The sequence below is a fragment of the Inhella inkyongensis genome (assembly GCF_005952805.1).
In the GTDB taxonomy this organism is placed as follows: Bacteria; Pseudomonadota; Gammaproteobacteria; order Burkholderiales; family Burkholderiaceae_C; genus Inhella; species Inhella inkyongensis.
In genome coordinates this window covers 3,283,042-3,297,561 of sequence record NZ_CP040709.1, presented here as the reverse complement: position 1 = coordinate 3,297,561, position 14,520 = coordinate 3,283,042, and the positions used below count along the sequence as shown (strand labels likewise).

The following is a 14,520-nucleotide window of genomic DNA, read 5'->3' as shown; positions in this document are numbered from 1 at the left end:
TTTTTGAACTGCCCCGATTGTGCATGCCGCTGGCCCCACATCGCTGCAGTGAAACCCTCAAACCTCTTGTCTGACGCGGGCTTGCTGTGTTGCGCGGCAGGCCTGTTTTGCTTTTGAAGCCATGAAAGCCTCCCAGTTCCTGATCTCCACGCTCAAAGAAGCCCCCGCCGACGCCGAGATCGTCAGCCACAAGCTGATGATGCGCGCCGGCATGATCAAGCGCCTGGGCGCTGGCATCTACAACTACATGCCCATGGGCTTGCGGGTGATCCGCAAGGTGGAGACCATCATCCGCGAGGAGATGGCGCGCGCGGGCAGCATCGAAATGCTGATGCCCGTGGTCCAGCCTGCCGAGCTCTGGCAAGAGACCGGCCGCTTTGACAAGATGGGGCCAGAGCTCTTGCGGGTGAAGGATCGGCACGGCCGCGACTTCGTGATCCAGCCCACCAGCGAAGAAGTCGTGACCGACGTGGCGCGCCAAGAATTGCGCAGCTACAAACAGCTGCCCAAGAATCTCTATCACATCCAGACCAAGTTCCGTGACGAGCGCCGTCCCCGCTTCGGTCTGATGCGCGGCCGCGAGTTCACGATGAAGGATGCCTACTCCTTCGATCGAGACATGGAGTCCGCCGGCAAGAGCTACGACAACATGTTCGCCGCCTACTGCCGCATCTTTGACCGCCTGGGCCTGGAGTACCGCGCCGTGGCGGCCGATACCGGCGCCATTGGCGGCGACCGCTCGCACGAGTTCCAGGTGATTGCGGAAACCGGCGAGGACGCCATCGTCTACTGCCCCACCAGCAGCTACGCCGCCAATATCGAATTGGCCGAGGCCCTGGCGCCGGCCGCGCCGCGTGGCACCGCGGCGCAAACCCTGACGCTCACGCCCACGCCGGGCAAGAGCACCTGTGCGGACGTGGCGGCCTTGCTGGGCTTGCCCCTGACGCAAACCGTTAAAAGCCTGGTGCTGGCCACTGACACGAAGAACGAGGCCGGCGAAATCACCGGCAGCCAGGTTTGGCTGCTGCTGGTGCGTGGTGATCACGACCTGAACGAAGTCAAGGCCGGCAAGGTTGAGGGTCTCAAGGGCGGCTTCCGCTTTGCCACTGTGGCCGAGATCGAGGCGCATTTCGGCTGCAAGCCGGGCTACCTGGGCCCCATCGGCCTGAAGGGCGTGAAGATCGTGGCCGACCGCACGGTGGCGGCCATGAGCGACTTCGTTTGTGGCGCCAACCAATGGGACCACCATTACACCGGCGTGAACTGGGGCCGTGACCTGCCTGAGCCCGATCTGGTGGCCGACATCCGCAACGTTGTGGCCGGTGAACCCTCGCCGGATGGACAGGGCGTGCTGGCCATCCAACGCGGGATCGAGGTGGGGCATGTGTTCTACCTCGGCAAGAAGTACTCCGAGTCGATGAACGCCACCTTCCTGGCCGAAGACGGCAAGCCCCGCCACTTCGAAATGGGTTGCTATGGCATCGGCGTCACCCGCCTGTTGGGCGCCGCCATCGAGCAGGGCCATGACGAGCGCGGGATCATCTGGCCGGCCAGCATGGCGCCGTTTGAGGTGGTGATCTGCCCGATCGGCATGGACCGCAGCGAGCTGGTGCGTGAGCAAGCCTTGAAGCTCTACGCCGAGCTGCAAGCCGCCGGCGTGGACGTGTTGTTGGACGACCGCGGCGAGCGCCCGGGCGCAATGTTTGCCGATTGGGAACTGATCGGCGTGCCGCTGCGCGTGGTGCTGGGCGACCGTGGCCTGAAGGAGGGCTTGGTCGAGTTGCAGGGCCGGCGCGAGGCACAGGCCAGCAATGTGGCGGTGGCCGAGGTGTTGGCACAGGTCAAGGCGCGATTGACGGCTTGAGTTCCTCTCACGCAATGCAGCGTCGCGGCCTTTTGGCCGTCACGTTGGGAGGGCTGGGCGGGCTGATGCTGGCGTCGCCGGCCCATGCCGGCGCGCAAATCGAAGAGCCCTTGGCCGATGCGGTGCGCTCCGCGCTGAGCGCGGCCATTGGCCAGGCGGCCCCGCCACGCCCCAAATTCGACCGTATCGAGGATCGTCTGGCCTATCTGCGATGGCTGGGCGAGATGAGCGAGCGCCTCAAGCGGCGCCTGCCCGAGGCCCAGACCCGCATCGAATTTCTGGAGACCGTTTGGTACGAGAGCCGGCGCGCCGGCTTGGAGCCCGCCCTGGTGCTGGGCCTCATCCAGGTCGAGAGTGGCTTTCGCAAATACGCCATCAGCGTGGTCGGTGCGCGTGGCTATATGCAGGTCATGCCTTTTTGGGCCCGCATGATCGGCGACGGCCATGTGGCCAAGCTCTTTCATATGCAGACCAATCTGCGTTTTGGCTGCGTGATCCTGCGCCATTACTTGGATCGCGAGAAGGGGGACCTGTTCATGGCCCTGGGGCGCTACAACGGCAGCCGCGGGCGCGCCGAGTACCCGGACAAGGTGATGGCCAACCGGCGCCACTGGCTGATGCCCGATCAGCGCTGAGGCCGCTTCGCTCCCTCAGGCCAGCAGCCTGAAGCCCAGGATCAGACCGAGCACGGCGATCAGCCAGCCCAGCATGAAGCGCCGCCAGACCCTCGGGGCCTGGCGCAGCTCCATGAAGTCCTGCGCGATCCAAATGCCCTTGAGCAGGGCCAGGCCCAGCACCAGCAGGGCACGGGTGGCGGGCAGCGCACCCGCCCCGCCGGACTCCGCCAGCGCCCAGGTCAGGCCGGTGGCGGCCAGCAGCAGGGCCAGCACCCGATCAAGGCGCTGGGGCTTCATCGCAGCACGTAGACCAGGGGAAAAAGCACGATCCACAGCAGATCCACCATATGCCAGAAGGCCGCCACCGTGTCCGGCGCGTGGGTGTCGCCGCGGCTCCAGCGGCCGTCACGGGCCAGCAACGCCATGCCGGCCAGCATCAGCACGGCCGCCAGCACATGCATGACGTGGAAACCGGTCAGCAGGTAGTAGAAGGTGAAAAAGGTGTCGGTCGCCAAGTCATGCCCGGCCGCCGTCATCTTGCGGTACTCCAGCGCCTTGCTGCCCAGGAACACCAGCCCGCAGAGCGCGGCGCCCCACAGGCCGGCGACACCGCTGCGGTTGCGGCCGCAGCGCAGCGCGTGCACGCCGCGCGCCACCGCCCAACTGCCCAGTAGTAGCACGGCGGTGTTGAGCGCGCCGCTGCCCAGATCCAGCGTGCCTTGGCCGGCCGCAAAGACGGCGGGCTCACGACTGCGGGCGAAGGCGAAGGCCAGGAAGAGCAGGCCAAAGCTCAGGGTCTCGATGCCGATCAGCAGCCACATGGCCAGGTCACCGCGCAGTTCCACTGCGTCGGCCTGGCTTGCCGGCGTGGCGAGCGGGAGCATGGGCGCGGGGCTCAGTTCGGGCGGCGCAGGCCGGTCCAGGCCTGGGGCTGCGCGCCCGCCACGCCACAGAGCTGCAGCACGCGCTCGACCGACTCGTCGATCAGCGCCTGCACCGAATCGGGTTTCAGGTAGAAGGCCGGCAGCGGCGGAAAGACGATGCCGCCCATCTCGGTCACCAACGTCATATTGCGCAAGTGGGCGAGGTTGAAGGGCGTCTCGCGCACCATCAGCACCAGGCGGCGGCGTTCCTTCAGCGTCACATCGGCCGCGCGGGTCAGCAGGTTGTCTCCAAAACCGTGGGCAATGGCGGCCAGACTTTTCATTGAGCACGGTGCCACCACCATGGCGGCGGTGGTGAAGCTGCCGCTGGCGATGCAGGCGCCCACATCGCCGGGTGAGTAAGAGTGGTCGGATTCGGCATCCAACTGCTCACGCGTCAGGCCCAGCTCATGGTGGGCGTTGAGAACCCCGGCGGGGGTCACGATCAAATGGGTCTCGACCCCCAGTGCGCGGCCGCGCCGCAGCAGGCCCAGGCCATAGGCGGCGCCGGTGGCGCCGGTCATTCCGATGACCAGGCGCTGCCCGGGCATCAGCCGTTCAGCAACTGCTGCAGCTCGCCCGACTCGTACATCACCATCATGATGTCCGAGCCGCCCACGAACTCGCCCTTGATGTAGAGCTGCGGGATGGTGGGCCAGTTGGCGTAGTCCTTGATGCCCTGGCGCACTTCGGCGTCATCCAGCACATTGAAGGTCTGCAGGTCTTGGACACCACAGGCCTTGAGGATCTGCACGGCGCGGCCGGAAAAACCGCACATCGGGAATTGGGCCGAGCCCTTCATGAAGAGCATGACGCGGTGGCCCTTGACCATGGCGTCGATGCGTTGTTGCACTGCATCCATCGTTTCACTCCGTGGCCGCGGCGCGGCCTCGGGCGGCATTATCCCGGCAGGGCCAAGACCCCACCTTGCCTTGGTTCAAAAGCGATAGGACAGCCCAAACTGCAGCACGGGGGTGAATTGCAGGCCGCGCAGGCTGGCATCCAGGGCGTCCATGCTGCGCAGGCTCAGGCCGGCGCCCGTGCCGCGCATGGCCACGCCCAGATCGGCCGAGAAGCGCCAGGCCTCGCCCTGGCTGCTGTAGCCCATGCCCAGATAGGGCTGGCGCAGGCTGGGGCTGTCGAACTGACCGCGCAAAGATTGTTGACCCAGCGCGATGCCGGGCCGGCTGCCCAGCGTGAGGCCAGCGCCAGAGCCCAGGAGGGCCATGGGCCCCACCATCAACCCGCCACTGAGGCGCAGTCCGTCGGACAGGTAGTAATCCCCCAGCAGATGGGCGCCCAGGACGCGACTTCCGTGCAGATCGTCGCTGGAGAGCAACTGCACCCGGCCTTGCCAGCGTGAGGCTTCAGCCCCTGGCAGGCGCAAGCCGTCAGCAGCCAGAACCATGGAACCCCAGGTGCTGAGCAACAAGGCAGCGGCAAGGTGGCGCATGGCGGGTCTCCGGTTGGGGGAAGGTTGGACTGATGCTAGCGCGTGCTTGCCGGCCGGCCGTTGGAAATGTGTCGTGAAGTGCTGCTTTTTGCAGCCTCTATTGCGGCCTGTTACCGCGACCGACGACCGCCGGTGCAGCGCCGGTGCCCGGCCAGATCCTGCCGGTGGCTGACGTTTTCCAAGCCGGCCTGGGTGAGCAAGGCTGCCACCGCATCGGCCTGGTCGTAGCCATGCTCGAACAGCAGCCAGCCGCCGGGTGGCAAATGGGGCGGAGCCGCCTGTGCCAGCTGGCGCAAGTCCTCCAGGCCGTCGGCCCCCGAGGCCAGGGCGCTCAGGGGTTCGTGCCGCAAGGCCTCCAGATGCGGGTCCGCGCTGGCGATGTAGGGCGGGTTGGAGACGATCAGGTCGAATTGCTGACCCGCCACTGGTTCCAGCCAACTGCCTTGCAGCCAGTTCACCGCCAGTCCCAGGCGCTCGCCATTGGCGCGCGCCACGGCCAGGGCCTCCGGGCTGCGGTCCACGGCGAAGACGCTCCAATTCGGACGTGCTGCCTTCAAGGCCAAAGCAATGCAGCCGCTGCCGGTTCCCAAGTCGAGCACACGGGCCTGGGTTTGGGGCGCCAGCACCTCCAAGGCCCAATCCACCAGGGTCTCGGTATCGGGCCGGGGCACCAGGGTGGCGGGGCTCACGGCCAGGTTCAGGCCATGGAATTCCTTGTGGCCGAGCAGATAGGCCACGGGTTCACCGGCTGCGCGGCGGGACACGATGGTCTGGTAAGCCAGGGCTTGCTCGGCCGTCAGCGTGTCGTCGTCGTGCGCGATCAGCCACGCGCGCGGGCGGTCCAGCACGTGGCCCAGTAACAGCTGGGCATCCAGGCGCTCCAGCCCTGCGCCAGCGGCCTGCCGCAGGGCTTGGGCCAGGGTCGTGCTCAAGCCCGTCCCTCTTCCAGTTGGGCCAACTGTTCGGCCGCTTGGGCGGCTTGCAGGGCCTGCACCACTTCGTCGATCTCGCCTTCCATCACCGCGCCCAGCTTGTAGAGCGTGAGATTGATGCGGTGGTCGGTCAGCCGGCCCTGGGGGAAGTTGTAGGTGCGGATGCGGTCGCTGCGATCGCCGCTGCCGATCAGGCCTTTGCGGGTGGCGGCTTCCTTGGCCTCGCGGGCGATGCGTTCGCGCTCGCGCAGGCGCGCCAGCAGCACCGCCATGGCCTTGGCCTTGTTGCGGTGCTGGCTGCGGTCGTCCTGGCATTCGGCCACGATGCCGGTGGGCAGGTGGGTGATGCGGATGGCCGAGTCGGTCTTGTTGATGTGCTGCCCCCCGGCGCCGCTGGCGCGGAAGGTGTCGATGCGCAGCTCGGCGGGGTTGAGCTCCACCTCGGCGGCCTCGCCGGGATCGGGCAGCACGGCCACGGTGCAGGCGCTGGTGTGGATGCGGCCCTGTGCCTCGGTCACGGGCACGCGCTGCACGCGGTGGCCGCCGCTCTCGAACTTCAGCCGTCCATAGGCCTGGTCGCCCTCGATGCGCAGCACCAGCTCCTTGTAGCCACCCAGGTCCGATTCATTGCTGCTCATCACCTCGCTGCGCCAGCCCTGGCGCTCGCAGTAGCGCAAATACATGCGTGCCAGATCGGCGGCGAACAGGGCCGACTCGTCGCCGCCCGTGCCGGCGCGGATCTCCAGCAGGGCGGGGCGCTCGTCGTCGGGATCCTTGGGCAGCAGCGCGAACTGCAGCTGCTGATCCAGTTGGGCCAGCTCGGTCTCGGCGCTGGCGATTTCCTCGCGCGCCATTTCGGCCATATCCGGGTCGGCCAGCATCTCGCGGGCGGCGGTGGCATCGGCCTCGCGCTGCAGGAAGCGGCGCCATTGCCCGACCAGGGTGGACACCTCGGTCTGTTCCTTGCCCAGCTTGCGCAGACGTTGCGGGTCGCCGTGGACTGCCGGATCGCCCAGCAAGGCATCCAGCTCGGCCAAGCGCATTTCCAGGCGCTGGAACTGCTGGCGCAGCGAATCCTTCAAGGCAATTCCTTCATCATGAACACGCTCAAGGGGTCGGGCGCATAGTCGCCAAAGGCGGGGACATGCGCAAAGCCGGCGCGCTCATAGAGCGTGATGGCTTCGGGCTGGCGGCAGCCGGTCTCCAGATAGAGGCGTCGGGCACCTTGGCTCTGGGCCCAGGCTGCCAAGGCATTCAGCAGTCGCCTTCCGAGTCCTTGGCCGCGTTGGGCGGGGCTGACGAACATGCGCTTGAGCTCGCCCGCCGGGTGGCCGTCAATGGGTGCCAGCCGGACCGCGCCGCAAGCCACGGCTGCGCCTTGCGCATCGCGGGCCACCAGAAAGTGGATGTCCGCCGCGCACAGGGCTTCCAGGTCGATGCCGTGATGGCTCTCGATCGGGTAGAGCGGCACTTGGTAGGCGTCGAGCGCGTCGATCAGCGCCTGCACCTCGGGTTGGCGCGGCGACTCGCAGGCCAGCGTGTAGGCGGCGCCGCTCATCGATCGCCTGCACCCTGGCGCAGGAACAGGCGTTGCAGCATCCGCTCCAGCTCGGCGCGTTCCTCGCCCTGGGCCTGGTGCAGACCGGCCAGCAGGCCGTGCAGAAATTTTTGCGAAAACAGGTGGGCAAAGCTGTCCAACGCGTCCTGCGGGGCCTCGCCCTTGTGCAGTTGACGCAGCGCGCGCGTCATCGCCTGCTGGCGCCAGTCGTCCACCTGGTGTTGCAGGGCCTGGATCAGGGGCACGCTGTGGCGTTGCTCCAACCACTGCGCAAAACCTTGGACCCCGCTGTCGACGATGGCCTCGGCCTGGGCCACGGCGGCCTGGCGCTTCTCGCCGGCGGTTTGCACCAGGGTCGAGAGGTCGTCCACGGTGTAGAGATAGACGTCTTCAAGCTCACGAATCGAGGGCTCGATGTCGCGCGGCACCGCCAAGTCCACCATGAACATCGGGCGGCGCTTGCGGGCCTTGAGGGCACGTTCAACCACAGCGCGCAGCACCAGGGCATGCGGGCTGCCGGTGCAACTGACCACGGCATCGAACTCGTGCAGGCGTGCCCCCAGCTGATCCAGGGGCATCACCTGGCCCCCCAGGTGTTGGGCCAGGTGTTCGGCGCGCGCTGCCGTGCGGTTCGCAATGACCAGGGCCGCTGGGTGCTGGGCTGCAAAGTGGGTGGCCGCCAACTCGATCATTTCGCCGGCCCCGATGAAGAGGATGCGAATCTTTTGGAGGTCCTCGAACAGCTGGCCCGCCAAGCGCACCGCCGCCGCCGCCATCGAAATCGAGTGGGCGCCGATCTCGGTGCTGGTGCGCACCTCCTTGGCCACCGAAAAACCGCGCTGGAACAGCTGGTGCAAGGTGCTGCCCAGGGTGCCGGCCTCACCGGCTTCGCGCACCGCCTGTTTGAACTGGCCCAGGATCTGCGGCTCGCCCAGCACCATGGAATCCAGCCCCGAGGCCACGCGGAAGGCGTGTCGTGCCGCCTCGCCGTCGCGCCGCACATAGGTGTGGGCCGCCAACTGGGCTGGGTCCATGCCCGCCACCTCGGCCAACCAGCCCAGAGTGGTTTGTGTCAGCGCCGCAGCGCCGGCCACATAGACCTCGGTGCGGTTGCAGGTGGACAACAGCGCCGCCTCCGCCTTGGCCGTGGGCAAGCCGGCCTGCAGCCGCTGTTGCAGCGCCTGCACCTGGGGGATCAATTGATCGGGGGGAAAGGCCAGCTTTTCACGCAGGGCCAGGGGCGCGCTGGCGTGATTCAGACCAAGGGCAAAAACGGACATTGGCTGGATTCTAAAATTTTGATCGCCATGAACCTTTTGACCTGGGTAGGACATTTCGCCAATTTCTTTGCCGCGCCCCTGGGCGTGGCGGCCCTGACCGTGCTGTTGGCCCGGGGATGGGTGTGGCGCCAGGCCCTGCGCGGTGCGCCCTGGCGCAGGCTGTGGCTGGAATCGGCCGTCGCGGCCTTGCTCGGTCAAATGGCCGGTCTGTTGATCTGGGGGGCCGAGGGCAAGCTGGCCGGTTATGCCTTGATGCTGGCCGCGCTCAGCTTGCCGCTGGCCTGGCGGCTGCGGCGCTGAGAGGATGCTGTTGCGAGGAGACTTACCCTCCGCTGCATTGACCCTCAGGATGCGAACTGCATCACGGCCCAGCTAATTAGGACCGTAAGTGCCAGAAAGCCGAGCTTCCGCCAAGCTTTGTGCTGCTCGGCCTGGCTGGCCTGCACCTGCTGCTGCAGCGCGGGGTGGCTGACGAGGTAGTCGTCTAGGGCTTGCTTGGCCTCCTTCAGACCCAGTCCGGGTTGTTCGTCGCGAAGCAGCCGCAAAGCATCGATGTACTGGCCCGCATGCAGCGCTTGCTGCACCGCAGGACCGGGTTGCCCAGCGAAGGGTGCCTGTGCGCCATCCCAGCCGCCTGCATCGATCGCATCCTTGGCCTCTTTGAGACCCATGCCCGTGAGCTCACGCAGGCGACGAATGGCCTCGATGACGCGACCGCTAAGTAGCAGCGCTTGCACATCGGTCGGTAGGGGATTGCGCATTGGTCCTCAGCGTTTGTCAGCCCAGCGGCAGCCGGTTGAACCAGGGCTGTGCGGCCTCCAACTCGGCCGCCAGTTGCAGCAGCAGGTCCTCGCTGCCGTGGGGCCCATGAAACTGCACACCCAGGGGCAGGCCGTCGTCGGTCCAGTGCAGGGGCAGGCTGATGGCCGGGGTGCCGGTCACATTGGCCAGCTGGGTGAAGGGCATGTGCCGCAGGTTGTCGCGTGCGATTTGGTCGATGGCCCCGTCCAGTAGGCCGGCGCGACCCAATAGCCCCAACAGACCGCTGGCGCGCAGGGCGCTCAGCAGCCCCACCTGCCAGGCCGGTGGATCGCCGGTGCCATGGGGCTGGGGCGGCGAAGCCAGGGTGGGGGTCAGGTAGAGGTCGTACTGGGCGTGCAGCCGGCCCAGGGCGCGACCAAAGTCATTCCACTGCGCCATGGCGGTGACCAGTCGGCCACCCGACTGGCTGGCCCCCAGGCAGGCCATCACGCGGGTCAGCGGCTCGAAGTCGCGCTCCTGCGCTCCTTCAGCGCGGGCCTTGGCCAGGGCGGCCGGGATCAGCGCGAAATACATCTGCAAATAGCTGCGCGCCAGGAGCTGCCCGTCGATGTCGGGGCGGGCCTCTTCACAGCGATGGCCCAGGCGCTCCAGCAGCGTCACGCTGTGGCGTACCGCGGCCACGGCCTCGGGGTGAACCTCGGCGCCAATGGGCGAGGCCACGCTCCAAGCGATGTGCAGGCGACGCGGCGTCTGGCCGATCACTTGGGCATAGGGCAGCTTGGGCGGGGCAATCACAAAGGGGTCGCCGGGTTCCGGGCCGCTCAGGATGTCCAGCATCAGGGCGCTGTCGCGCACGCTGCGGGTGATCACACCCTGGCTGTTGCACCCCAGCCAGACCTCGCCCGCGGCGGGGCCTTCGCTGATGCGACCGCGCGAGGGCCGCAGGCCCACCAGACCGCAGCAGGCGGCCGGGATGCGGATCGAGCCCCCGCCGTCGCCGCCGCCGGCCATGGGCACGATGCCGCTGGCCACGGCCGCCGCCGCGCCACCACTGCTGCCGCCCGGGGTGCGGGTCGGATCCCAGGGGTTGGATGTGCGGCCGTAGGCGGCCGGATCGGTCACGCCCTTGAGCGCCAACTCGGGGGCATTCGTCTGGCCAAAGATCACCAGGCCTGCGGCCTTGCAGCGTCGGGTGTAGTGGCTGTCCTGCAGGGCAGGGCGCCGCAGTGCGCGACTGCCCAGCGAGCTTGGCACGCCGGCCAGTTCTTGCCCCGCGTCCTTCAGCAGAAAGGGCACCCCGGCGAGGGGGCCGCTTGGCTTTTCAAGGTCCAGGCTCGTGAGCTGGGCACGCGCTTGCGCCTCCAGCAAACGCGCCACGGGGTTCAACTGCGGCCCGACGGCCTGTAGCCGGGCCAGCGCGGTGTCCAGCAAGTCACTGGGGCTGACCCGCCCGTCCGCCACGGCGGCGGACAGGGCCACGGCGTCATGGCGCCGGTATTCGCTGAAGTTCATCCAGCGAGGTTAACGGCCTTGGCCCCTAATCGATTGGCCAGACCGTGGCTGAGTCGCGTCACCAGGCCGTAGATGGACAGCTGCGGATTGGCGCCGATGCTGGTCGGGAACAGGCTGCCGTCGTGAACTGACAGATTGCTGAGCTGCCAGTGCTGGCCGTCGGGGCGGCACACGCCTAGGCCCTCGCGCCCGGCCAGATTGCAGCCACCCATCACATGGGCACTGACCACGCGGGTGGACAGCGGCCGATAGTCCAGCGCCGCAATGCCGGCCTTGGCCTCGGCCCAGCTCTTGTACTGCCCAGAATCCTCGTGCAGGGCCTGGACCGAGCGTGCACCGGCGGCGAACTGAATCTCGGCCATCGCCAGATGGGCACGGCGCACGCCGTCCATCACGGTCGCCGTCAGCGGGTAGTCCAGCACTGGGCTGCCGTCGCCGCGCAGTTGCACCCGGCCGCCGGGGGCTTCGGGGTGGAAGCCGTCGCGCAGCAGGGCCAGCAACACCTGGGTGTGCGGGTACTGGCTCAACTGCTCGAGCATCGGTCGGCCGTAGCCGGCCATGGTGGTGGCCAGGATGGTGGGGTAGAGCGGCGGCGCCTCCAGCTTGAAGCCCACCGGCCCGTCGATGGCCTGGGTTTCAAGGTAGTGGTCGGTGTAGATGGACTGCGGCGCGCCGGCCCAGCCTTCGATGCGCTCGGCAAACAGCGCCGAGGTGGCCACCGTGGGATGCAGGAAGGTGCGACGGCCCAGCAGGCTGTGCGGATCGGGCACTTGGGAGCGCAGCAGCAGGGCCGGGCTGTTGATGGCACCACCGGCCAGCACCACATGGCGGGCCTTGACGACGCAGCCACCCGACTGCGCCGCGCTGCTCAGGTCCACCGGCACGCAGTGCAGGGCCTGCACGGTCTTGCCATCGTGCTGCAGGCGCTGCACACGGGTCTGCACGAAGAGCTGGGCTCCGGCGTCCAGGGCCGCCGGCACAGTGGTCACCAGCATGGATTGCTTGGCATTGGTGGGGCAGCCCATGCCACAGCTACCGAGGTTCCAGCAGCCCTTCACATTGCGGCGGATGTGCGGAGTCTTGATGCCGAGCTTGGCTGCACCGCGCTCCAGCACCGAGTTGTTGGCATTGGGCTCGGTCAGCCAGTCGGACACATTGAGGCGCGCTTCGGCCTGCGCAAACCACGGGGCCATCTGTTCGACACCGAAGTCCTTCAGCTCGAAATGCTGTTGCCAGAAGGCCAGGGTGGAGGGCGGGGTGCGGAAGCTGCTGGTCCAGTTCACCGTGGTGCTGCCGCCCACGCAGCGGCCTTGCAGGATGGTGATGGCCTTGTCGGCCGTCTTGCGCCCGGCAGACTCCTGGTAGAGCTGCGGGTAGGCCTCGCTCTCGCGCTGTTTGAAGTGCGAGCTGCTGCGCAGCGGCCCCTCTTCGATGATCAGCACCGACAGACCGGCGCGGCTCAGCATCTCGGCCGTGATGCCGCCGCCGGCACCGCTGCCGATGATGGCCACGTCCACGGTGATCTCGGGGGGCAGCGCGCCGAACTCGGCGCCGCGCACCTTCCAGCCGCGCTTCAGGCCTTCTTGAATGGGATCGGGCAGGCTGCTCATCAGATTTCTCTAGGACCGGGGTAGCCGATCAATTGCCAGGCTTCGGGTTGGCTGTAGAAGGCCGCGGCGTTGAGGTCGCGCAGCGCAAAGTAAACCTGTTGGCGCAGACCCAGGCGGCTGTGGCGCAGGCTTTCCAGCGCGGACTGCAGATCGGCCACGCTCTGTTCGTGCAGCGGGCCGGCCAGACCCAGAAGCCCCAGGCGGCCAGGAGCGTTGGCAATCAGGCCCATCAGCTGCTGCAGTTCGGCCTGCACGGCCGGCGGCATGGCGGCAAACACGCCCTCCAGATGGTTGAGATGGCGGTTCAGCGCGGCGTCGCCAGCGGGCAGGGCCCCATCCAACACAGCACGGGCGATGGCGCCCAGGGCCAGGCGGCCGGCCGGGGTCAGCTGGCTGCCTTTCAGGCCGGGGCTCCAGAGCAGGGCCAGGCCGCCGGCCGCGCCGAACAGCAGGGCGGTGGCCCCACCCAGTTTGAGCAGAGTGCGGCGCTGCATCAGCTGAGCTTCCTCAAGAGGCCCAGCAGGCGGTCGAACAAGCGGCCATAGGGCGGATAGAACAATTTGGTGCCCGCCAGCGCCGGGTTGTGAAACACCGGCTTTTCATTCGAGAAGGTGCGGAAGCCCCACTCGCCGTGGTAACTGCCCTGGCCACTGGCCCCCACACCGCCAAAGGGCTGGTCTTCCTGGCCCAGATGCCAGATGCAGTCGTTGACGGTGACGCCGCCGGCATGGGTCTCGCGCAGGATGCGTTCGCGCAACTCTTTGGCGCGCCCAAAGATGTAGAGCGCCAGCGGGCGTTCATTGCGCTGCACCTGGTGGATGGCCTCGTCCACATGGTCATAGGGAAGGATGGGCAGCAGCGGGCCGAAGATCTCTTCGCGCATGATGGCCATGGCCTCGTCGCTGCCCAGCACCACGGTGGGGTGCAGCTTGCGCTTGGCGGGATCCAGTGCTTCTTCCCCGTGGGCGCGCAGCAGGCGGGCGCCGCGTGCCTGGGCGTCGGCCAGTAGCGCCTGCAGGCGCTCGAAGTGGCGCGGCGCCACGATGGCCGAGTAGTCGGGGTTGTCGCCCAGGCGCGGATAGAAGCGCTGCATGGCGGCCAGGATGGCCTGGGCCAGCGGCTCCACCATGGCCCGTGGGGCCAGCACATAGTCGGGCGCCACGCAGGTCTGGCCGGCGTTGAGCAGCTTGGCAAAGGCGATGCGCTCGGCCGTCATGCGCAGTTCGGCGTCTTCCAGCACCAGCACCGGACTCTTGCCGCCGAGCTCCAGGGTGACCGGGGTGAGATTGGCCGCCGCCGCCTGGGCCACCAAACGGCCCACCGGCGTGGAGCCGGTGAAGAACAGGTGATCGAAGGGCAGCTTGGAAAAGGCCTGGGCCACCGTGGCGTCGCCCGTGATGACGTGGAACTCGTCGGGCGCGAAGAACTCGGCCACGCTGAGGGCCAGCAGGGCCGAGCAGCGCGGCGTCAGCTCGCTGGGCTTGAGCAGCACCCGGTTGCCAGCCGCCAGCGCTGCCACGGCGGGCGCCAGGGCCAGCTGCATGGGGTAGTTCCAGGGCGAGATGATGCCCACCACGCCCAGAGGCTGGGGCATCAGGCGGTTGTGGCCGGGCAGGAAGTGCAGGGCCGTGGCCACGCGGCGCACCTTCATCCAGCCCTTCAAATGGCGCAGCGCATGCTTGATCGAGGCCTCGACCACAAAGGTTTCGGTCAGCCGCGTCTCGTGCAGGCTGCGGTGGCCGAAGTCCTCGCGAATCGCCTCGCCAAAGGCCTCGCCATGCTTGGCCAGTAGGGCGCGCAGGCGCTGCAGGCGGTCGCGGCGGGCGGCCAGCGTCGGGTAGGGCTCGCGCAAATAGGCGGCGCGCTGTTGCTCCAGGTGGAGGCGCAGCTGTTCGTTCAATTGGGTGTCCATGGCGTGCCGCAGGAGGCTTTTGGCGTGGGGCTGCAAGGATGACAGGCTAGCGCCCTGCGCTGCATCAAACGGGGCGGAATTGCCCTCCCTTAGAGTG

The 14,520-nt window shown here is 67.7% G+C and carries 17 protein-coding genes; 3 read left to right on the top strand and 14 right to left on the bottom strand.

Translation table 11 applies throughout. From position 1 onward, the window contains the following. Positions 1-121: 121 nt before the first annotated feature. Complete coding sequence (locus FF090_RS15610) at positions 122-1,864, top strand: proline--tRNA ligase (protein ID WP_138857601.1); 1,743 nt, start codon at positions 122-124, stop codon at positions 1,862-1,864. Positions 1,865-1,878: 14 nt separating this feature from the next. Next, on the top strand, positions 1,879-2,499 hold the full coding sequence (locus tag FF090_RS15605; RefSeq protein ID WP_138857600.1) for a lytic transglycosylase domain-containing protein: 621 nt from the start codon (positions 1,879-1,881) through the stop codon (positions 2,497-2,499). A gap of 15 nt (positions 2,500-2,514) precedes the next feature. Here the strand turns inward: FF090_RS15605 and FF090_RS15600 are convergent, their stop codons facing one another. From FF090_RS15600 to hemA, 9 genes are all read right to left on the bottom strand, one after another. Next, complete coding sequence (locus FF090_RS15600) at positions 2,515-2,778, bottom strand: cytochrome C oxidase subunit IV family protein (RefSeq protein ID WP_138857599.1); 264 nt, start codon at positions 2,776-2,778, stop codon at positions 2,515-2,517. Continuing rightward, complete coding sequence (locus tag FF090_RS15595) at positions 2,775-3,365, bottom strand: cytochrome c oxidase subunit 3 (protein WP_138857598.1); 591 nt, start codon at positions 3,363-3,365, stop codon at positions 2,775-2,777. Before FF090_RS15595 ends, FF090_RS15600 begins: the two co-directional genes overlap by 4 nt. An 11-nt stretch (positions 3,366-3,376) precedes the next feature. Then, positions 3,377-3,955 carry a UbiX family flavin prenyltransferase gene (locus FF090_RS15590; protein ID WP_138857597.1) on the bottom strand — a complete coding sequence of 193 codons (579 nt, stop codon included), beginning with the start codon at positions 3,953-3,955 and terminating at the stop codon, positions 3,377-3,379. Next, positions 3,955-4,266: a Grx4 family monothiol glutaredoxin gene (gene grxD / locus FF090_RS15585; RefSeq protein ID WP_138857596.1), complete on the bottom strand. Its 312-nt coding sequence runs from the start codon at positions 4,264-4,266 to the stop codon at positions 3,955-3,957. Before grxD ends, FF090_RS15590 begins: the two co-directional genes overlap by 1 nt. Positions 4,267-4,341: 75 nt before the next feature. Continuing rightward, on the bottom strand, positions 4,342-4,857 hold the full coding sequence (locus tag FF090_RS15580) for a hypothetical protein (protein WP_138857595.1): 516 nt from the start codon (positions 4,855-4,857) through the stop codon (positions 4,342-4,344). A 110-nt stretch (positions 4,858-4,967) separates the two neighbouring features. Then, the gene (gene prmC / locus FF090_RS15575; RefSeq protein ID WP_246071440.1) at positions 4,968-5,789 is read right to left on the bottom strand and encodes a peptide chain release factor N(5)-glutamine methyltransferase; all 822 of its coding nucleotides are present in this window, start codon (positions 5,787-5,789) and stop codon (positions 4,968-4,970) included. Further along, positions 5,786-6,871, bottom strand: a complete 1,086-nt coding sequence (gene prfA / locus FF090_RS19625; RefSeq protein ID WP_138857593.1) for a peptide chain release factor 1 — start codon at positions 6,869-6,871, stop codon at positions 5,786-5,788. Before prfA ends, prmC begins: the two co-directional genes overlap by 4 nt. Beyond that, entirely contained in the window at positions 6,868-7,347 is a 480-nt protein-coding gene (locus tag FF090_RS15565) for a GNAT family N-acetyltransferase (RefSeq protein ID WP_138857592.1), read from the bottom strand. Before FF090_RS15565 ends, prfA begins: the two co-directional genes overlap by 4 nt. Continuing rightward, on the bottom strand, positions 7,344-8,627 hold the full coding sequence (gene hemA, locus FF090_RS15560) for a glutamyl-tRNA reductase (protein WP_138857591.1): 1,284 nt from the start codon (positions 8,625-8,627) through the stop codon (positions 7,344-7,346). The genes FF090_RS15565 and hemA overlap by 4 nt, the downstream gene beginning before the upstream one ends. 27 nt (positions 8,628-8,654) lie before the next feature. Between hemA and FF090_RS15555 the strand changes: the two genes are divergently transcribed. Then, on the top strand, positions 8,655-8,927 hold the full coding sequence (locus FF090_RS15555; RefSeq protein WP_138857590.1) for a hypothetical protein: 273 nt from the start codon (positions 8,655-8,657) through the stop codon (positions 8,925-8,927). A gap of 44 nt (positions 8,928-8,971) precedes the next feature. Here FF090_RS15555 and FF090_RS19330 read toward each other — a convergent pair whose 3' ends face one another. From FF090_RS19330 to FF090_RS15530, 5 genes are read right to left on the bottom strand one after another with little or no spacing between them, the layout of a single operon-like run. Continuing rightward, entirely contained in the window at positions 8,972-9,388 is a 417-nt protein-coding gene (locus FF090_RS19330; RefSeq protein ID WP_175423688.1) for a ribosomal L7/L12 family protein, read from the bottom strand. A 16-nt stretch (positions 9,389-9,404) separates the two neighbouring features. After that, positions 9,405-10,901, bottom strand: a complete 1,497-nt coding sequence (locus FF090_RS15545) for an amidase (protein ID WP_138857589.1) — start codon at positions 10,899-10,901, stop codon at positions 9,405-9,407. After that, on the bottom strand, positions 10,898-12,511 hold the full coding sequence (locus tag FF090_RS15540; protein ID WP_138857588.1) for a GMC family oxidoreductase: 1,614 nt from the start codon (positions 12,509-12,511) through the stop codon (positions 10,898-10,900). The genes FF090_RS15545 and FF090_RS15540 overlap by 4 nt, the downstream gene beginning before the upstream one ends. Further along, positions 12,511-13,005 carry a hypothetical protein gene (locus FF090_RS15535; protein ID WP_138857587.1) on the bottom strand — a complete coding sequence of 165 codons (495 nt, stop codon included), beginning with the start codon at positions 13,003-13,005 and terminating at the stop codon, positions 12,511-12,513. Before FF090_RS15535 ends, FF090_RS15540 begins: the two co-directional genes overlap by 1 nt. Beyond that, positions 13,005-14,423 carry a coniferyl aldehyde dehydrogenase gene (locus FF090_RS15530; protein WP_138857586.1) on the bottom strand — a complete coding sequence of 473 codons (1,419 nt, stop codon included), beginning with the start codon at positions 14,421-14,423 and terminating at the stop codon, positions 13,005-13,007. Before FF090_RS15530 ends, FF090_RS15535 begins: the two co-directional genes overlap by 1 nt. Positions 14,424-14,520: the final 97 nt, after the last annotated feature.